15 protein-coding genes are annotated in these 15501 nt (G+C 49.6%); 5 read left to right on the top strand and 10 right to left on the bottom strand.

Going from position 1 to position 15501, the window contains the following annotated elements; all coding sequences use genetic code 11:
- Window positions 1-9 precede the first annotated feature (9 nt).
- The 7 genes from EJO50_RS04720 to EJO50_RS04690 all read right to left on the bottom strand — a co-directional run bounded on the left by EJO50_RS04720 (window position 10) and on the right by EJO50_RS04690 (window position 5835).
- The gene (locus tag EJO50_RS04720) at window positions 10-654 is read right to left on the bottom strand and encodes a DUF502 domain-containing protein (protein WP_125976297.1); all 645 of its coding nucleotides are present in this window, start codon (window positions 652-654) and stop codon (window positions 10-12) included.
- A gap of 13 nt (window positions 655-667) precedes the next feature.
- Window positions 668-895: an FmdB family zinc ribbon protein gene (locus EJO50_RS04715; protein ID WP_233702171.1), complete on the bottom strand. Its 228-nt coding sequence runs from the start codon at window positions 893-895 to the stop codon at window positions 668-670.
- A gap of 94 nt (window positions 896-989) precedes the next feature.
- On the bottom strand, window positions 990-1670 hold the full coding sequence (locus tag EJO50_RS04710; RefSeq protein WP_125971955.1) for a Fe2+-dependent dioxygenase: 681 nt from the start codon (window positions 1668-1670) through the stop codon (window positions 990-992).
- Between the two features lie 109 nt (window positions 1671-1779).
- Window positions 1780-3978: a TonB-dependent receptor gene (locus EJO50_RS04705; protein ID WP_125971953.1), complete on the bottom strand. Its 2199-nt coding sequence runs from the start codon at window positions 3976-3978 to the stop codon at window positions 1780-1782.
- An 82-nt stretch (window positions 3979-4060) separates the two neighbouring features.
- Window positions 4061-4471, bottom strand: coding sequence for an ExbD/TolR family protein (locus tag EJO50_RS04700; protein WP_125971951.1), 411 nt, complete (start codon window positions 4469-4471; stop codon window positions 4061-4063).
- Between the two features lie 2 nt (window positions 4472-4473).
- On the bottom strand, window positions 4474-5151 hold the full coding sequence (locus EJO50_RS04695; RefSeq protein ID WP_125971949.1) for a MotA/TolQ/ExbB proton channel family protein: 678 nt from the start codon (window positions 5149-5151) through the stop codon (window positions 4474-4476).
- Between the two features lie 12 nt (window positions 5152-5163).
- Window positions 5164-5835, bottom strand: a complete 672-nt coding sequence (locus EJO50_RS04690; protein WP_125971947.1) for an energy transducer TonB — start codon at window positions 5833-5835, stop codon at window positions 5164-5166.
- Between the two features lie 237 nt (window positions 5836-6072).
- Between EJO50_RS04690 and EJO50_RS04685 the strand changes: the two genes are divergently transcribed.
- Complete coding sequence (locus tag EJO50_RS04685; protein ID WP_125971945.1) at window positions 6073-6696, top strand: LysE/ArgO family amino acid transporter; 624 nt, start codon at window positions 6073-6075, stop codon at window positions 6694-6696.
- A 101-nt stretch (window positions 6697-6797) separates the two neighbouring features.
- On the opposite strand, the gene EJO50_RS04680 is transcribed toward EJO50_RS04685, so the two are convergent.
- Complete coding sequence (locus EJO50_RS04680) at window positions 6798-9527, bottom strand: diguanylate cyclase domain-containing protein (RefSeq protein ID WP_125971943.1); 2730 nt, start codon at window positions 9525-9527, stop codon at window positions 6798-6800.
- A 437-nt stretch (window positions 9528-9964) separates the two neighbouring features.
- On the opposite strand from EJO50_RS04680, the gene dapA reads away from it, so the two are divergent.
- The 4 genes from dapA to EJO50_RS04660 all read left to right on the top strand — a co-directional run bounded on the left by dapA (window position 9965) and on the right by EJO50_RS04660 (window position 13389).
- Entirely contained in the window at window positions 9965-10843 is an 879-nt protein-coding gene (gene dapA, locus EJO50_RS04675; protein WP_125971941.1) for a 4-hydroxy-tetrahydrodipicolinate synthase, read from the top strand.
- A gap of 13 nt (window positions 10844-10856) precedes the next feature.
- The gene (bamC, locus tag EJO50_RS04670) at window positions 10857-11999 is read left to right on the top strand and encodes an NlpB/DapX family lipoprotein (protein WP_125971939.1); all 1143 of its coding nucleotides are present in this window, start codon (window positions 10857-10859) and stop codon (window positions 11997-11999) included.
- Window positions 12000-12068: 69 nt separating this feature from the next.
- Window positions 12069-12284, top strand: a complete 216-nt coding sequence (locus EJO50_RS04665) for a Lar family restriction alleviation protein (protein WP_125971937.1) — start codon at window positions 12069-12071, stop codon at window positions 12282-12284.
- A gap of 124 nt (window positions 12285-12408) precedes the next feature.
- The gene (locus EJO50_RS04660; RefSeq protein WP_125971934.1) at window positions 12409-13389 is read left to right on the top strand and encodes a serine/threonine protein kinase; all 981 of its coding nucleotides are present in this window, start codon (window positions 12409-12411) and stop codon (window positions 13387-13389) included.
- Between the two features lie 529 nt (window positions 13390-13918).
- On the opposite strand, the gene nagA is transcribed toward EJO50_RS04660, so the two are convergent.
- Window positions 13919-15070, bottom strand: a complete 1152-nt coding sequence (gene nagA / locus EJO50_RS04655) for an N-acetylglucosamine-6-phosphate deacetylase (RefSeq protein WP_125971932.1) — start codon at window positions 15068-15070, stop codon at window positions 13919-13921.
- Window positions 15060-15491 (bottom strand): PTS galactosamine/N-acetylgalactosamine transporter subunit IIA, encoded by a 432-nt coding sequence (gene agaF / locus EJO50_RS04650; RefSeq protein ID WP_125971930.1) that lies wholly within the window; start codon window positions 15489-15491, stop codon window positions 15060-15062. Before agaF ends, nagA begins: the two co-directional genes overlap by 11 nt.
- Between the last annotated feature and the right edge of the window lie 10 nt (window positions 15492-15501).

Genomic DNA, 15501 nt, shown 5'->3' with positions numbered 1-15501 from the left:
TCTATCTAGCTAAACTGCCTTGCCGGGTGTAACCACACCCATAGAAATAACATACTTTAAAGCTTCATCGACGCTCATATCCAGCTCAATCACATCAGCCTTTTTGACCATAATAAAATAACCCGAAGTTGGATTAGGCGTAGTCGGCACATAAACACTTACATACTCCCCATCCAGCACGGCAGCTACTTCTCCTCCCGGCACTCCGGTCATAAAAGCAATTGTCCATGCATCTGCATACGGAAAACGCACAAGCAAAGCCTGACGAAATGCCTGGCCGGAATCGGAAAACAAAGTATCCGAAACCTGCTTCACACTACTGTAAATCGAACGCACAATCGGAATACGGTTCAGTACTTTCTCACCCACCAGCAGCAAACGCAAACCCAGCACATTGGTCGCAAATACACCCGTCAGCAGCAAAACAACAATGGTAAGGATAACGCCAAAGCCCGGAATATAACGCGAGCCTACCAAAAAGGGAAACGAGCCCTCCAGAGCCTGCAGCAGCCATGAATCAGGACGCATCGAAGTGGGCAGCAAGGCACCAATCTGATCCATCGTGCCGATAATCAGCTGCAGAACCCACAGGGTGATTGCCAGGGGCACCCACACCAGTAAGCCTGTCAGTAAATATTTTTTTAAATGCGTCATCAGCATGGATTTATTAACCATCCGAAGGCGATTTAGATGAAGATCCACCTTTAAAATCAGTCACATACCAGCCACTGCCTTTTAATTGAAAACCAGCGGCAGTAAGCTGTTTTTCATAAGAGGATGCATGGCAGGCTGGGCACACATGAAGCGCGTCATCCGACATTTTCTGAATATGCTCGTCAGAATAACCGCAAGCAGCACAGCGATAAGCATAAATAGGCATTAAATCTAAGCTCACACAAAAAACGCGGATTATACCGCGTATAGGCATGCGGATCGAATCCGCGAAGGCTGAGAGCACATAAAAATTTTCACTACGCCCCCCTTAAGCCTTATAGATCAGCCCAGCGGCGCAATAAATTGTGATAAGTACCTGTCAGCTGAGTTGCAATATCATGCGATCCCTCTTGCTGGCGCAATTGCCGGATAGAGGTATCCAGATCAAATAATACGACCCGCTCACCCACATCACGCACCATACTTTGTATCCACATAAATGAAGCCAGACGTGCACCACGGGTGACGGGTTCAACACGATGCAAGCTGGTAGACGGATATAAAATCATATCACCAGCGGCCAGTTTAACTTCATGCACACCGTAGGTATCCTCAATCACCAGCTCACCACCGTCGTAGTCTTCTGGTTCAGCAAAAAACAAGGTTGCCGATAAGTCGGCGCGGATACGCTCTTGCGTACCAAAAATGCCTTGCACTGCATTATCAATATGGTTTCCCAGATCCATGCTGTTTTCGTAACGGTTAAATTGCGGCGGTATCACATAGCTTGGCAGTGCGGCCGAAAAAAACATCTCATTGGCATTTAATGCCTGCAAAATAATAGCACCCAGCTCCTTAGCAACGGCACTGTCCTTGGCCAGTTGCTGATTACGCTTGATCGACACCGATAAACTACCGGAGGTCATTTTGCCGTCCTCCCATTCTGCCGCCTCAAGGCGCTGACGGCAATAAGCCACGGTTTGAGTATCAAGTACCTGCGGAATATGTAATAACATGAGTCCAACCTCTTTAAATAAAAATACCGCCACAAAAACATCGTGGCGGTTATTAAACAGCTCAGATTAAACAGTTGTCTGAGCGGCTCGCAAAACATACATCAAGTCATTAAAAACGATAGTTAAACGATAAACGCACAGTTCTGCCCGCACCAGGCACAGCAAAACCCGCGTACAAGCTTTCAAAGTGATCGGTGTCAAACAGATTGTTAATATTTAGCTGCACACCGTAATCACGCAAACGCCATTCTGCCATTGCATCCCAGCGAATATACGCGGGCAGATTCACCGTATTGGTATTACTGGTATAACGCTTATCCATCGCGTTAAAACCACCTCCGACCTTCCAGTTACTATTGAGCTGATAAGTTGACCATAAATTACCGGTATAACGCGGTGCATTTTCTGCGTAATTACCCTCTACAGTCTTGGGGGTACGCCCCGCAACCACGTCAATACGCGGATTCATCAAAGCAATACCGGCAAAGACATGCCAGTCTGCAGTAATACGCCCAGCCCCTTCAATCTCGATACCATCGGTATGACGGCGGCCAGACAAGAGAGCAGGTTTAATTTCTCCGACCTCGATATCTGTCTGACGCTCATTGGTTTTTTCAGTACGGAAAATAGCTGTGCGCAGGCTCAAATCACCTTCTAGCAACGTCCATTTGGCACCGATTTCCATATTGCGGTTTTTTTCCGGATCAAGCGTTACATTACGTGGATCCGTTGAATATGCTTCAGCCGATGGATTAAATGAAGTGCCATAGGACGCGTAGTAAGACTGGTTAGCTGTAGGCTGATAAATAACCCCGGTGCGCCAGCTCCAGATATTATCGGTGCGCTCCACATTTGTAGCGGCAGGCGCAGCAGTGAACGACTGATTCTCTGTATGCGCTTTAAAGTGATCAAAACGTGCCCCCACCAGGACTTTCCATTGAGGCGTCAGCTCAATCAGATCTTGTGCATAAAATGCCATGGTATCTGCAGTAGAATCGGCAGCAGCCAGCTTAACGGGAGCCGAGCAAGGCACGCTGCCACCGGCTACAGGGTTACCAGCGGTCGTGCTAGGCAAGCTGCAATTTGTGCCATTTGCATTGAACTGCGTACGCTGTGTGCTCAGTAGTTTTTCGCGCGTTAGCTCTAAACCCGCTAAAACATTATGCCGAACCGTGCCGGTTTCAAAATCCCACAGCAAATCAGTCACATTGGAATAAATTGCCTGCTCACGCATACGTAATTTACGGCTTCGCGTGATACTACTGTTATCATCCAATGCTTCACCGCTCTTAAGAGCAAGTCTTGGTGCACTCGCACGAAGATCCAGCTCATACAAGCCCATGCGCGTTGAATTTTTCAACAACATATTGGCATTTAGGCGGTGCTGCAGATTAAAGCTGAATATATCGGTTTTTGAAGTTTCCGAATCAAAATCTTTTAGACCGTAAAATTTATCGGCATATGGAATAGGTTGATTTGTACCTCCTTTAGACGACGCACTATAATAAGGCACGCCATAATCCGGAACATTGTCTTCCTGGTAATGCATATAAGAGAGCGTCACTTCTGTTTGCTCGCCCAGACCAAACGCTACCGATGGCGCAAAGCCCCAGCGATTCATTTCCGCGCCTTCACGGGTGCTGCCCGCTTTCTGGCCCATCACATTCACGCGAAAAGCCGCGTTGTCTTCCAGGCTACGGTTTAAATCAGCTTCGGCACGATAGTAATTTTCTGTTCCTACAGTGGCAGAAAATTGATTTAAATCACCACGAAAAGGCGTTTTGCTTACCTGATTAATAATGCCACCCGTTGATCCCCGGCCATAAATCATCGAAGCCGGGCCACGCAACACTTCTACCGTGTCGGTATTAAATGTGTCGCGATTATATTGTGCCGCATCACGAAAGTTATCCAAATACAGATCATTAGATGCGCCAAACCCCCGCACGCGAACACCATCGCCACTGCTACCGCCTTCGGAGGCATTAAATGTTATACCAACAGCATTACGCAGGGCATCTTTTAAAGAGTTACTGTCCTGATCGGCCATCAGCATTTTGGTAATACTGGTTGTTGATTGTGGAACATCGCGCGTAGCTTGAGGTGTACGGCCTATGCGCGTCACCGGTGCGTTATATGTTTTATCCGTGTCCTTTGTGTTTTTAATATCCGCTTTTACTTCAACCGGTGCCAGATTCACTTCATCAATCGGCGCTGCACTCGCGCTCATTGCGCCAAATAATGCCGCTGCCGCAGGTAGCTTGGCCAGGTGTCGAATGGCTGATTTAGGCTTGTGTATCTCTCTCATAGCTCTATCTTCTATTTTTTGAGTCAAAAAAAACAAAAGTCTGCTGACCTTTGCCCGGTAAAACAGCCAACCTTATCCCTGATTAGTTCCCGTCTGTCAGCAGGCCAATTTTTGTCAGGCCCGCCTGCCTTGCTGCCGACATGGTTTGTGCAATCAGCTCATAACGTACATTTTTATCTGCTAGTAAATGCAGCTCGGTCTGGGCATCTTTAGCCACTGCAGCTGCAAAGCGAGCCTGCAATTCATCCGCCCGAACCGGCGTTTTTTCCCACTCAATCTGCCCGGCTGCCGTCAGCGTCACCTGCAGCACGGCAGGCGGCGTTTGGGTGACTTCTGCTTTTGCCTTGGGTAAATCAACGCGAATGGAATGGGTCATCACCGGTGCGGTCACAATAAACACCACCAGAAGCACCAGCATCACATCAACCAGCGGCGTCGTATTGATTTCGGACATCGGTGCATTATCACTCTGATCAAAACCACCAAAAGCCATGCTTATTTACCTTCTTTTTCAATAGCAGCAGCAGTTAAAAGCTGAGCATGCAAATCATGGGCAAAACCATCCAAACCCTGAGCAATCACCCGGTTAGCTCGGACAAATGCGTTGTAAGCAACAACCGCAGGAATCGCCACAGCCAAACCGGCGGCCGTTGCCACCAGAGCTTCACCAATGGGTCCCGCAACAGTAGCCAGCGATGCGTCGCCCTTAGCCGCAATCGCCACCAGAGCATGATAAATACCCCATACCGTACCGAACAAACCCACAAACGGAGAAACCGAGCCCACCGTTGCCAGCCAGGACAGGCCCAGCTCCAAACGTGCATTTTCCTGACTTAAACGGGTACGCAAAGTGCGCACCAGAAAGTCATCCAAAGACACGGCCAAACCAAGACCCTTACCTGCATTGCTACGATAATGGATAAACCCTTCCCAGCCTGCTCGCGCCAATTTGGCCTCCGGCGCAATGGCATGGGCAGTCAGGCTGGTGGCTTCTTTCCAATCCGATGCTTTCCAGAAGCTGGCCAAAAAGCGCTTTTGCCCACGTTTAATCCGTAACAGCAAGCTGCTGCGCAATAAAATCAGACACCAGCTCACCACAGACATCATCAGGAGCAATACAAAAACCGACACCAGAACAGGATCACCAGAATGCCAAATCAATGCTAAATCCATTACAAACCTCTTTTAAATAACAAAATCCACCGGAACCATGGCACTCATCACCACCGCAACATCACCACGGCGGCCAGGAACAAACTTCCAGCGCTCAACTGCTTTTCTGGCCGCATCATCAAGGCGGCGATAACCGCTGCTACGCGCCAGCTCAACCTCAATAGGCAGGCCCAACTCACTAACCTTCACCCTAAGCATCACCCGTCCCTTTTCACCCAGGGCCATCGATTGGGCCGGGTAAGAAGGGCGAGGATTTGCCAGATAGCTGGTATTAAACAGGGGCGGCGTTTCAACGGGAACTTCATCCGAAATCTGCTTGCTATTTTTACTGCCTGCCGTTGCCGGAGCAGGTATGGCCTCTGCGGGAGCGATTGCTTGAGTCACTGCGGCCATTTGCCCGGCTGCAGCTTGCTCGGGCGCTTTAATTGTTTCGGATACTTTACTCACAGCTTTAGCTGGCGCCGGCCTGGGCTTAAGTGCCTGCGGCCGAGTAACAGAGCGGGGCTTTGCCTGAGGCTTGCTTTGCTTGACAACATCTTCACCCATAGGAACAGGGGATGGTGTAAGCAACATGACTACCTGCTTGGGCTTTGCCGGCTGAACAGACATTGTCGTTAAGCCATAAAGCAGCGCAGAGTGGCCAAGCAGTGCCACGGCAACAACTAGAATTTTATTGATAATCATTCTCACACTTTAAACGAGAACAATTCTTCTTACAAGTAATGTTTATACTTACAAGGCGGCCTGAAACACAACGGTAGCTTCCTAATCTGTTAAATTGCTAAACACGCAAAATCCCCTCCTATTACCGAACTGAGGCCCTGCTGACGTTTAATCAACAAGCAAGCTGAAGCTGGGTATTTACAAATGAATTCCTTAGGTTGAGCCCAACCAGGCCCTTTATTAAAAAAAGACACCTCAATGACAATCTCGACAATTTTTAATGGTGCAGCATTGTCTGCCAGCCTGATCATGGCTATTGGTGCGCAAAACACCTTTGTATTGAGGCAAGGACTGACCGGGCAGCACGTATTTCTTACCGCACTCATTTGCTCCCTTTGTGATTTGCTCCTGATGTCGATAGGCGTCGCCGGTATGGGACATGCACTTAACACCATGCCTGATTTGCAGCGCTGGATGGCTATTTTTGGTGCTGTTTTTGTACTTTGGTATGGTTTTAACGCTTTTAAAAAAGCACTTCACCCCGATGTTTTAGGTGATGATCACCGTGAGCGCGCCTTTACCACGCCAGGCAAAGTTATCTTAGCCGGGCTGGCTTTTTCTCTGCTAAACCCGCATGCCTTACTGGACACCATTGTTTTAGTCGGCTCAATTGGCGCGCAGCAAGCCCCTGCCAAGCGCCCACTCTTTTTACTGGGTGCAGTTGGATTTTCATTTATCTGGTTTTTTTTACTCGCCTATGGCTCCAGTAAACTCAGCCACCTTTTTAATAAGCCTCTGGCCTGGCGGATTCTGGATATTCTAATTGGCGTTATGATGCTGGCCATCGCCATTTCCCTGATAAAAATGGCGGGATTTTTATAATGAATAAATCAAAGCTGCTTAAAAAATAAGCAGCCCCTGTGATACGAACAAGATCAATGCTTTACACGACTTATCCACAATTCACACACCCCGCTATCCCCTTATTCTGTGAGCCGATTAGCGCCAGCCACAAAATAGCAGTTCCGCCCCTGATTTTTAGCCTGATACAGTGCCCGGTCAGCAGCCTGCACAAGATAGTAAGGATCAATCCCCTGCAGGGGCAGCAGCACGGCAATCCCGGCGCTCAGCGTTACAACCTTTGCCACATCCGATGTCTGATGAGCAATAGACAAATGACGTACCTGTTCTAAAACCGTCTCCACTACCTGCACAGCACCGGTTTGATCCGTACCAGGCAAAATCAGAACAAACTCTTCTCCCCCGTAACGCGCCACAAAATCCCCCGGACGATGCAATGCCGAAGCAATCGTAGCGGCCACATGCTTCAAGCATTCATCCCCCACCTGATGGCCAAAATGATCGTTATAACGCTTAAAATAGTCCACATCGAGCATCGCCAGTGCCAGACATTCACCACTACGTGCCGCACGCGCCCATTCTTGCACCAGTGTCTGATCAAATAAGCGCCGATTCGCAATACCCGTCAAACCATCCAGATGCGCCAGTCTCGATAACTCCTGATTAGCCTGTGATAATTGCTCATGACTTCCGCTTAAGCTTGCCTGAACAGCTTCCAGCTCCTCAATAGTTTCCTGCATTTTCTGCTCATCCAGCTTATGCTGGGTTAAATCATGCAGCGTTATAATATAAATGTGCTTATCTTCAACTTCCACAATGGCGAGCGCCATATCCATTAAAATCTCTACACCTTCTCTATTAATGGCAATAACCTCACTCACCCCCTGAGTATCAACCCCCAGGCACACAAATATTTCCTGAGCCAGGTCTTGCTGTGAATTCATTTTTCCAAGGCGGGGAAACAATAAACTCAAAGATTTACCACTTAAATTATCATAAGAAAATATCTTTAAAGCGGCGGGATTAGCAGCCAGAATAAGGCCATCAGCACCCACAGAAAGCACACAATCATGCAGGCTGTCTAAAATAGCCAAGGTATGGGACTCATTTTGCTGCAGTTTAATTTCGGCCAGTTTACGAACACTAATATCATTGGCAATTCCCATATAACCAGTAATTTCATCATTCTGATTACGCACCACATTCATTGTTAATTCAACAGGAAAAACATGCCCGTCGCGATGCTGATAAATCCAGTCTCTTTGAATATAAAGCTTGGCCTGAATCGAAAAAACATCTGCGTCATCAGGCAGTTTTTCACCTAATTCACTTTCAAACTCATCAATTAAAGCTTTGGCAACAGGGGCCTGATGAAAAAGAGCCGGTGTTTCTTTTGCTATTAACTCACTCGCCTGGTAACCCAGCATTTTTTCTGCCGCCCGGTTAAATAAACGAATCGTGTTTGATAAATCTGTGACAATAATTGCCGAACCTGCGGAATCAAGAATAGCCTGCTGTAAGCCACTAAAAGCCGCCAGCGCCAGCTCTGATCGTTTGCGCTGGCTAATATCGCTAACTGTAAGTACCACACCATTAGAAATAGCAACAACACTAAATAAAAACCAGCATCCATCTTTGCCGGAACTAAAACACTCTTTTTCTTGCTGGTATTTTATCCCACTCAAAAAAACCTCACTACATATATCAAATAATCCAGCATACATAATACGGCTTAAAGCACTTTTAAGCTGCGCAGCAGGCGGTGTACTTTGAGAATGTAAATCCAGAAAATCAAATCCATTTTGATTAACCTCTGAAAATTCAAAATCGATTAACATCAAGTTTACGTCTTTTATCGCCTCCAGCACATAAATAGCATCAACACTGGATTGAATAGCGGCTTTAAATAATTCCTCGCTCGTCTGTAATGCACGCTCGGTTTGAGCAGATAAGGTGACATCATGTAATACATTAATTGCACCAATTTGCTCACCCGAAAAATTAAATTGCGGACTGAATGATAAATCAAAAATCCGGGGAACTTTATCGTCGCCATGCAAAGCACAACGAATTACAAATGATTCTCCCAGCAAGACACGTCCCCAGAAAGCGACCAGATTTGACCGATCCTCTTCAGAGCTTAATTTGTACTGTAACAGGCAATCCTGCCGGGCGACTTTTATGCCATAAAGAATAAAGAAAAGATTTGCGTAGCTTTGATTAAAAACACTGAAACAAAAATCCATATCAACAGCAGCAATCGGATCATTAGAGCTGCTTAAAATACTTTCCAGCTCTTCCTTTAATTGCCGTTGCTCAACAAGTAAAGCGGAGCGCTCAGTTTGCTGTTTTTTTAATTCGGTTAAATCAGTAAGCAGCTCCTGGCATGCCACATTGGCACAAGCTGACACCGGTAACAAAGAAGAAGCAACCCAGACAACACGGCCATCCGTATGTAAAAACCGATACTCCAGCGCGGGAAGCACACCATGCTGCGTTGCCGTATACATCTCCAGCACCCTGAGCTGATCCTCCGGATGAATAGCCAGCAGCCAGCCATCCCCCAAAGCCTCTTGTAAAGACAAACCGGATAGCAAACTCCATTTTTCATTTACATAACAGCACTGTGCGTTTGAGTCGCTCAATAACACGGCAAAAGCAGAGGCTTCATAAGCCGCCTTATCAAACACAGGTTTAGGCCGCAGCCTCAATACCATAAATAAGGCACAAAGAAAAAGATAAACCGGCCACTGCAGCATATGAAATACAAGCAGCAGTGACAGTGCAATAAACACAGCACCACTCTGCCAGCCGATTTTTCTATATCCTGACAAACACTCAGCGACTTGCACTGTCTCTCCTTACTGCACAATCACCCATATACAAAATATCTGCTCATCCCCATCATGCTCATACACTTAAATGCCAGAAGCAGTACAAAGCGTAATTAACGTCAGTATAGATAAGTAAATCCAAATCGCTTTCCAGGAGCAATCCTGCTTTTTTTATCCTTTTATGCAAGACTTTCGCCTTACTGCCCACGCCAATCATTAAAAAAACCAAGCAGAATTGCTGGCATTTTGTGTGAAAAAATAGCTTATTTGGCCGCACAGGAAAAAAATAAAACAACAGCTAGACCTTGAATATTAAGGAAAGACAAGCCTCAGGTACGGCAAATATGCCAAAAGCCTCAACCCTTTGCCTCAAGAAAACACCCTATGACAGGTTTCCTGCAGCTTCATCGTTCAGTTAGAATAGGACTTTGTGTTAATGACTGGATTACAGGCTCATGCTGACAGGTAGTCTGGTGGCAATTGTCACCCCCATGTTTGAGGACGGAAGCCTCGATTTCGCGAGTCTTAGAAAACTCGTCGACTGGCATATCGAACAAGGAACCGATGGCATTGTTGCCGTAGGAACCACGGGAGAGTCGCCAACAGTTGATGTAGACGAGCATATTGAAATTGTCCGGGTTGTCGTTGAGCAGGCCGCCGGCCGCGTGCCGGTCATTGCAGGCACAGGCGCCAATTCAACACGTGAAGCCATTAATTTGTCACTGCGGGCCAAAGCCGTGGGTGCAAATTACGGCCTCTCTGTTGTGCCCTACTACAACCGCCCGACGCAAGAAGGCATGTATCAGCACTTTAAAGCGATTACAGAACAAAGCGGGCTACCGACCATTCTCTATAACGTACCTGGCCGTACCGTTGCTGATCTATCCAACGATACCACCATACGTTTAGCCCAATTACCATTTATTGTGGGCATTAAAGACGCCACAGGTAATTTGGAGCGCGCCGCAGACCTTGTTAAACGGGTGCCCGAAGATTTTGCGCTATACACCGGTGACGACGCATCGGCGATGGCCTTTATGCTGATTGGCGGCCACGGTGTAATTACCGTAACAGGCAATATCGCACCCAAACAGATGCATTTACTCTGTAAAAAAGCCATTGAAGGTGATGTGGCAGGCGCACGGGAAATGAATGACCCGCTGCAGGACCTGCATAAGCACCTGTTTGTTGAAGCAAATCCTATTCCTGTGAAGTGGGCTCTAAAGCAGCTTGGTTTTATTCAGGCCGGTATTCGCCTCCCGCTCACCCCTCTTTCACAAGGCGCACAAGCCGTGGTGGCACAAGCCATGGCCGCAGCCGGACTGCCCCACTGAGAAGACGCCAATAATGCTCCAGATGAAAAAAACCTCACAACTGCTCCTTATAGGCCTGTGCATTGCCACGGCCGGTTGCACCACAGATCAGCTTTTACTGCAAAAAAAAGTGGATTACCGCAGCGGCAGTGACAATGTTGGTAAAAACAATCTTGAACTTCCGCCCGAGCTAACCGCACCGGCAAATAATACCCACTTTAATATTCAGCCCAGCACCGTACTAAGCAGTGTTGCACCTGCAGCAGCCAGCCCGGCGCAAGCTGTTTTAGACAACACAAGCCGTGCCAAGATTGTCCAGGCCGGCAATCAGCGCTGGCTGGTTGTCAAGGGCGAGCCTGAAAAACTCTGGCCGGAAATCCATGAATTCTGGCTGGATAACGGCTTTTTGCTGACATTAGATAACCCTGCCATCGGCATTATGGAAACAGACTGGCTGGAAAACCGCGCCAAGCTGCCAAAAGATCTGATCACACGGATGCTGTCTAAAATCTCCGATCGCATCTTATCAACAGGCGAGCTGGATCGTTACCGCACTCGTGTAGAACGTGGCAGCGAGCCTGGTACGAGCGAGATCTACATCTCGCACCGCGGTATGATGGAGGTTTATAGCAAGGATGGCAGCAGTGACTCCGCTGCAGTTCTCAGCAAAAATAGTGACAACACCAAAACCATCTGGACCCCCAAAAAACCTGATCCGGAAATGGAAGTCGAAATGCTTTCATTGCTGTTGCAGCGCTTCGGCCTTGACCAGGCTACGGCAGAGGCCGTCGTGGCCAAACCTTATCAGGCACCTGCAACTGCCAGCCTGATTGAAAACGGCAAGGCACTCTCGATTGAGGATAACTTTGACCGTGCATGGCGACGTGTGGGCCTGGCGCTGGATCGCTCAGGCTATGTAGTTTATGACCGCGACCGCAGCAAGGGTGTCTACATGATTCGCCGTGCAGATACCGATATCGCAGGCGAGGACGATAGCAGCGTCTTTAGCAAACTGGCCTTCTGGAAAAAAGACGCAGCACCGGAGCAAAAACAGGCCCATGAGTATGAAATTCACTTAACAGAAGGGCTCAAGCAAACTAAGCTGACCGTTAGCTCTAAAAACAAGAGCGATGACAACGGCAAGATTCTTTCTGCCCTGCTCAATGAATTGAAATAACCCTCCGGTTTTACTCTGCCCATGCCCGCAGTTGCGGGCATTTTTCTTTACCTTAAGGCAACACCCGCCATGCTCAATTCCAGACCCGTTCCAAAAACCACCACAGCCGAGGGCGATCCTCAAACCTGCCCGAAATGCGGCTCCAAGCCTGAAGTCACCAAGGCCGGATCAAACCGCTGCTGGGTGCAGTGCTCTAAATTTGGCAAAAACGGCAATTGCAGTGCCATCTCCCAGCAAGGCACAACCAAAAAAGAAGCCATTGCTTTATGGAATAAACTCAAATAAACCCGCCTACAAGATGGGCAAAGGGGTAGCTTGCCCATACGCAGCACCACCCAGGCACAAGCAAGCAATCTATATAAAACGGCCAAAACTCCCCTGCCCCCAGCTTTAGCCGTACAATTGCAGCATGAATAATATCCCCCCATTTGCCCAGCTCACGCCAGATTGCGTGATGAATGCCATCGACAGCCTTGGCCTGCTTTGCGACGGCAGGCTGCTTGCGCTCAATAGTTATGAAAACCGTGTTTTTCAGGTAGGCCAGGACGATGGCCCACCGCTGGTAGCTAAGTTTTACCGGCCAGAGCGCTGGAGCCGCGAAGCGATTTTAGAAGAACACGCTTTTACACTTAATCTGTCCGAGCGCGAGCTGCCGATTGTACCGCCGATTATCCATCAGGGCAGCAGCCTGCATAGCTTTGAAGGCTTTCAGTTTGCAATTTTTAATAAGCACGGCGGCCGTGCTCCCGAGCTGGAATCGGCATCCACACTAGAATGGATGGGGCGCTTTATTGGCCGGATTCATGCAGTGGGTGCATTGGCTCCCTTTGTGCACCGCCCTGCGCTCAATATTGAAACATTTGGCACAGAGCCGCGTGACTTTTTGCTTAACCATGGCTTTATCCCCGCATCACTCCAGCCCGCATGGGAGAGTGCCGTTGCCCTTGCTCTGGACGGCGTACGCCGCAGCTACGAGCGCGCCGGTGATGTAGCCCATATCCGCGTGCATGGCGATTGCCATATCGGCAATGTGCTGTGGACCGATGCCGGCCCGCATTTTGTGGACTTTGATGACAGCCGTAGCGCACCGGCGATTCAGGACTTATGGATGCTGCTGTCAGGCGACCGGCAAGAGATGAGCCGCCAATTGGTGGATGTGCTGATCGGTTACGAAGACTTTTGCGATTTTGACCCGCGTGAGCTGCATTTAATTGAAGCGCTGCGCACCTTACGCTTAATTCACTACTCAGGCTGGCTGGCCCGCCGCTGGCACGACCCGGCTTTTCCTGCCGCCTTTCCCTGGTTTAACACCGAGCATTACTGGCAAGACCGCATCTTAGAACTACGCGAACAAATCGCCTTAATGGATGAGCCTCCGCTGGTGGTTTAAAAATCTGGCAGGGTGGGAGCAACCCGCATCTTTTTCAACATTACTCGCAAGTTGCACCCCAAATGCTAACCCGCCTTTTTATTAGCAAACAACGAAAAACACAATAACCACGCTCTCTGCATTGGGCTTTTTAAAGTCCCCTTGAAACACGCCGGAGCGAGGAACAAGCGGGGCGGAGTTTCGGCCAGGGAGCGAGGCAGCGAGCCAATCCCGCCCGCCGCCGACCCGATTGTCCGCAGCGCAGGGGCCTTCGTGTTTCGTGGGGCGGCCTTCTTTTGGTTCTTTTCTTGGCCGTTCAAGAAAAGAACGCCCTCGCGGTGGCTACCGCTCCTAAATCAACGTGCCGAAGGCACTATCTTTTTGACCTTGCTTAGCGCGTATGGGGTGCTCCCCGGCAGATCCTTGCATAAATGCTACGGAAAACGGCGGGTTGCACCCGCCCTACAAAACATTCCTAACTTGATACGCATAGGACATGTATCCGCGCATCACGGCAGCAAAACAGCCCATTAAAATTGGCGCAAATACCTCACTGTCCCTGGCAAGCTATCCTCACCCCCTTCACCCAGGTTTCTACCACGTCCAGCTTCGGTGTGATCACTGTAAAGCTCGCTTTCTTGCCAGTTGCAATGCTGCCTAAATCGCTTAAGCCTAATGATCTGGCCGGATTACGGCTAGCAAGCGCCCATGCTCTCTCCAGAGGCAGGCCCAGCCAGTCTTTAGCATGGCGAACCGCATCAATCAGATGCAGCGTACTACCGGCCAAACCACCCGCTTCGGTACGCACCACGCCGTTTTGCATGGTAACCGGCGTCTCTCCCAGCTGATAAGAGCCATCGGCCATACCGGTTGCGCGCATGGCGTCGGTAATCAGCACTAAGCGCTCTTCACCACAGCAAGATAAAGCAATTTGCACTGCGGCAGGATGAACATGGTGGCCGTCAGCAATCATTTCGATATCGCATGGAAAGGTCAGCCCGGCCCCTACCACACCCGGATCACGGTGATGCAGACCGCGCATGCCGTTATAGCAATGCACTATCCCCTGAGCGCCCGCATGCAAAGCTTGCCGCGTCTGATCGTAGCTCGCATCGCTATGGCCGATCAGCACGCGGACCCCCTTACGACGCAGCCAGGCAATAGCCTCATCCGAGCCAGCCAATTCAGGCGCAAGTGCCAGGGTGTGCAAAGAATCACCGGCAATATCCAGCCAGTGCTGCAGCTCGGCAATATCTAAAGGACGCATCCACCGCACCGGATGTGCACCACAGCATTTGGCGGTGAAATACGGCCCTTCCAGATAACTGCCGATCAGCTCGGCCCCCGGTAAACCCCGCTCACGACTGGCTTTTACCTCACGCAGCGCCGCTTCAATTGCAGGCAGCGGTGCAGTTACAGTGGTGGCTAAAAAAGCCCCTACGCCAAAGCGGGCAAAATGCATCGAGATCTGATCGAGCGCCTCGCCGCTGGCGTCCATGGTGTCGAACCCTGCGGCACCATGCACATGGCTGTCGATCAGGGCGGGCATCAGCCAGACAGGGCCTAAATCAAGATCAAACTCGCCCTGAGGAACGATAGCGGCAATCAGGCCTTCGGCATCGATCTCGACCACCGTATGCTCCAGCCAGCCCTGCCCGGCCAGCACCCGAGCGGCGCGCAGGCGCAGCGGCTTACAAGGCATCGGCTGGCTCCGCACGTTTGCGGGCAAGGCGTTCGGCAAGGCTGATAACGCCATTTTTACCCGCAGCCACCAGCTGCTGGCGAAACTCGGCCACATTGCTCACTTCATCGCGCTCGAACAGCATCTCGGCAAACATTTGTAAATTCAACCCGGCCACCACTTCAATATCGCTGCGCTCCTGGGCAATAGTTGCCGCTATCCTGAAGGGCGAGCCACCCAGCAAATCACAAACAAACACCACACCCGCCCCCTGATCCACAGTGGCAAGCGCCTGCCTTAGAGACGCATCAAGCACCGCCGTGCTATTGCCTTCAGGAAAATCCACCGCAATCAGCTGTGCCTGCTCGCCAAACACCTGCGCAATGGCTTCATAAGTGCCGCTGGCGATGCGGCCATGACCTGTCAGAATTAAGGCAATCATTTTTTAGTCC

The sequence above is a fragment of the Iodobacter ciconiae genome (assembly GCF_003952345.1).
In the GTDB taxonomy this organism is placed as follows: Bacteria; Pseudomonadota; Gammaproteobacteria; order Burkholderiales; family Chitinibacteraceae; genus Iodobacter; species Iodobacter ciconiae.
This window is presented reverse-complemented; position numbering and strand designations above follow the sequence as displayed.

Excerpts from the sequence above, each read along its gene's own strand:
- EJO50_RS04720 (WP_125976297.1), bottom strand. The coding sequence starts at position 654 with ATGACGCATTTAAAAAAATATTTACTGACAGGCTTACTGGTGTGGGTG.
- EJO50_RS04710 (WP_125971955.1), bottom strand. The coding sequence starts at position 1,670 with ATGTTATTACATATTCCGCAGGTACTTGATACTCAAACCGTGGCTTAT.
- EJO50_RS04705 (WP_125971953.1), bottom strand. The coding sequence starts at position 3,978 with ATGAGAGAGATACACAAGCCTAAATCAGCCATTCGACACCTGGCCAAG.
- EJO50_RS04700 (WP_125971951.1), bottom strand. The coding sequence starts at position 4,471 with ATGGCTTTTGGTGGTTTTGATCAGAGTGATAATGCACCGATGTCCGAA.
- EJO50_RS04695 (WP_125971949.1), bottom strand. The coding sequence starts at position 5,151 with ATGGATTTAGCATTGATTTGGCATTCTGGTGATCCTGTTCTGGTGTCG.
- EJO50_RS04690 (WP_125971947.1), bottom strand. The coding sequence starts at position 5,835 with ATGATTATCAATAAAATTCTAGTTGTTGCCGTGGCACTGCTTGGCCAC.
- EJO50_RS04685 (WP_125971945.1), top strand. The coding sequence starts at position 6,073 with ATGACAATCTCGACAATTTTTAATGGTGCAGCATTGTCTGCCAGCCTG.
- dapA (WP_125971941.1), top strand. The coding sequence starts at position 9,965 with ATGCTGACAGGTAGTCTGGTGGCAATTGTCACCCCCATGTTTGAGGAC.
- bamC (WP_125971939.1), top strand. The coding sequence starts at position 10,857 with ATGCTCCAGATGAAAAAAACCTCACAACTGCTCCTTATAGGCCTGTGC.
- EJO50_RS04665 (WP_125971937.1), top strand. The coding sequence starts at position 12,069 with ATGCTCAATTCCAGACCCGTTCCAAAAACCACCACAGCCGAGGGCGAT.
- EJO50_RS04660 (WP_125971934.1), top strand. The coding sequence starts at position 12,409 with ATGAATAATATCCCCCCATTTGCCCAGCTCACGCCAGATTGCGTGATG.
- nagA (WP_125971932.1), bottom strand. The coding sequence starts at position 15,070 with ATGCCTTGTAAGCCGCTGCGCCTGCGCGCCGCTCGGGTGCTGGCCGGG.
- agaF (WP_125971930.1), bottom strand. The coding sequence starts at position 15,491 with ATGATTGCCTTAATTCTGACAGGTCATGGCCGCATCGCCAGCGGCACT.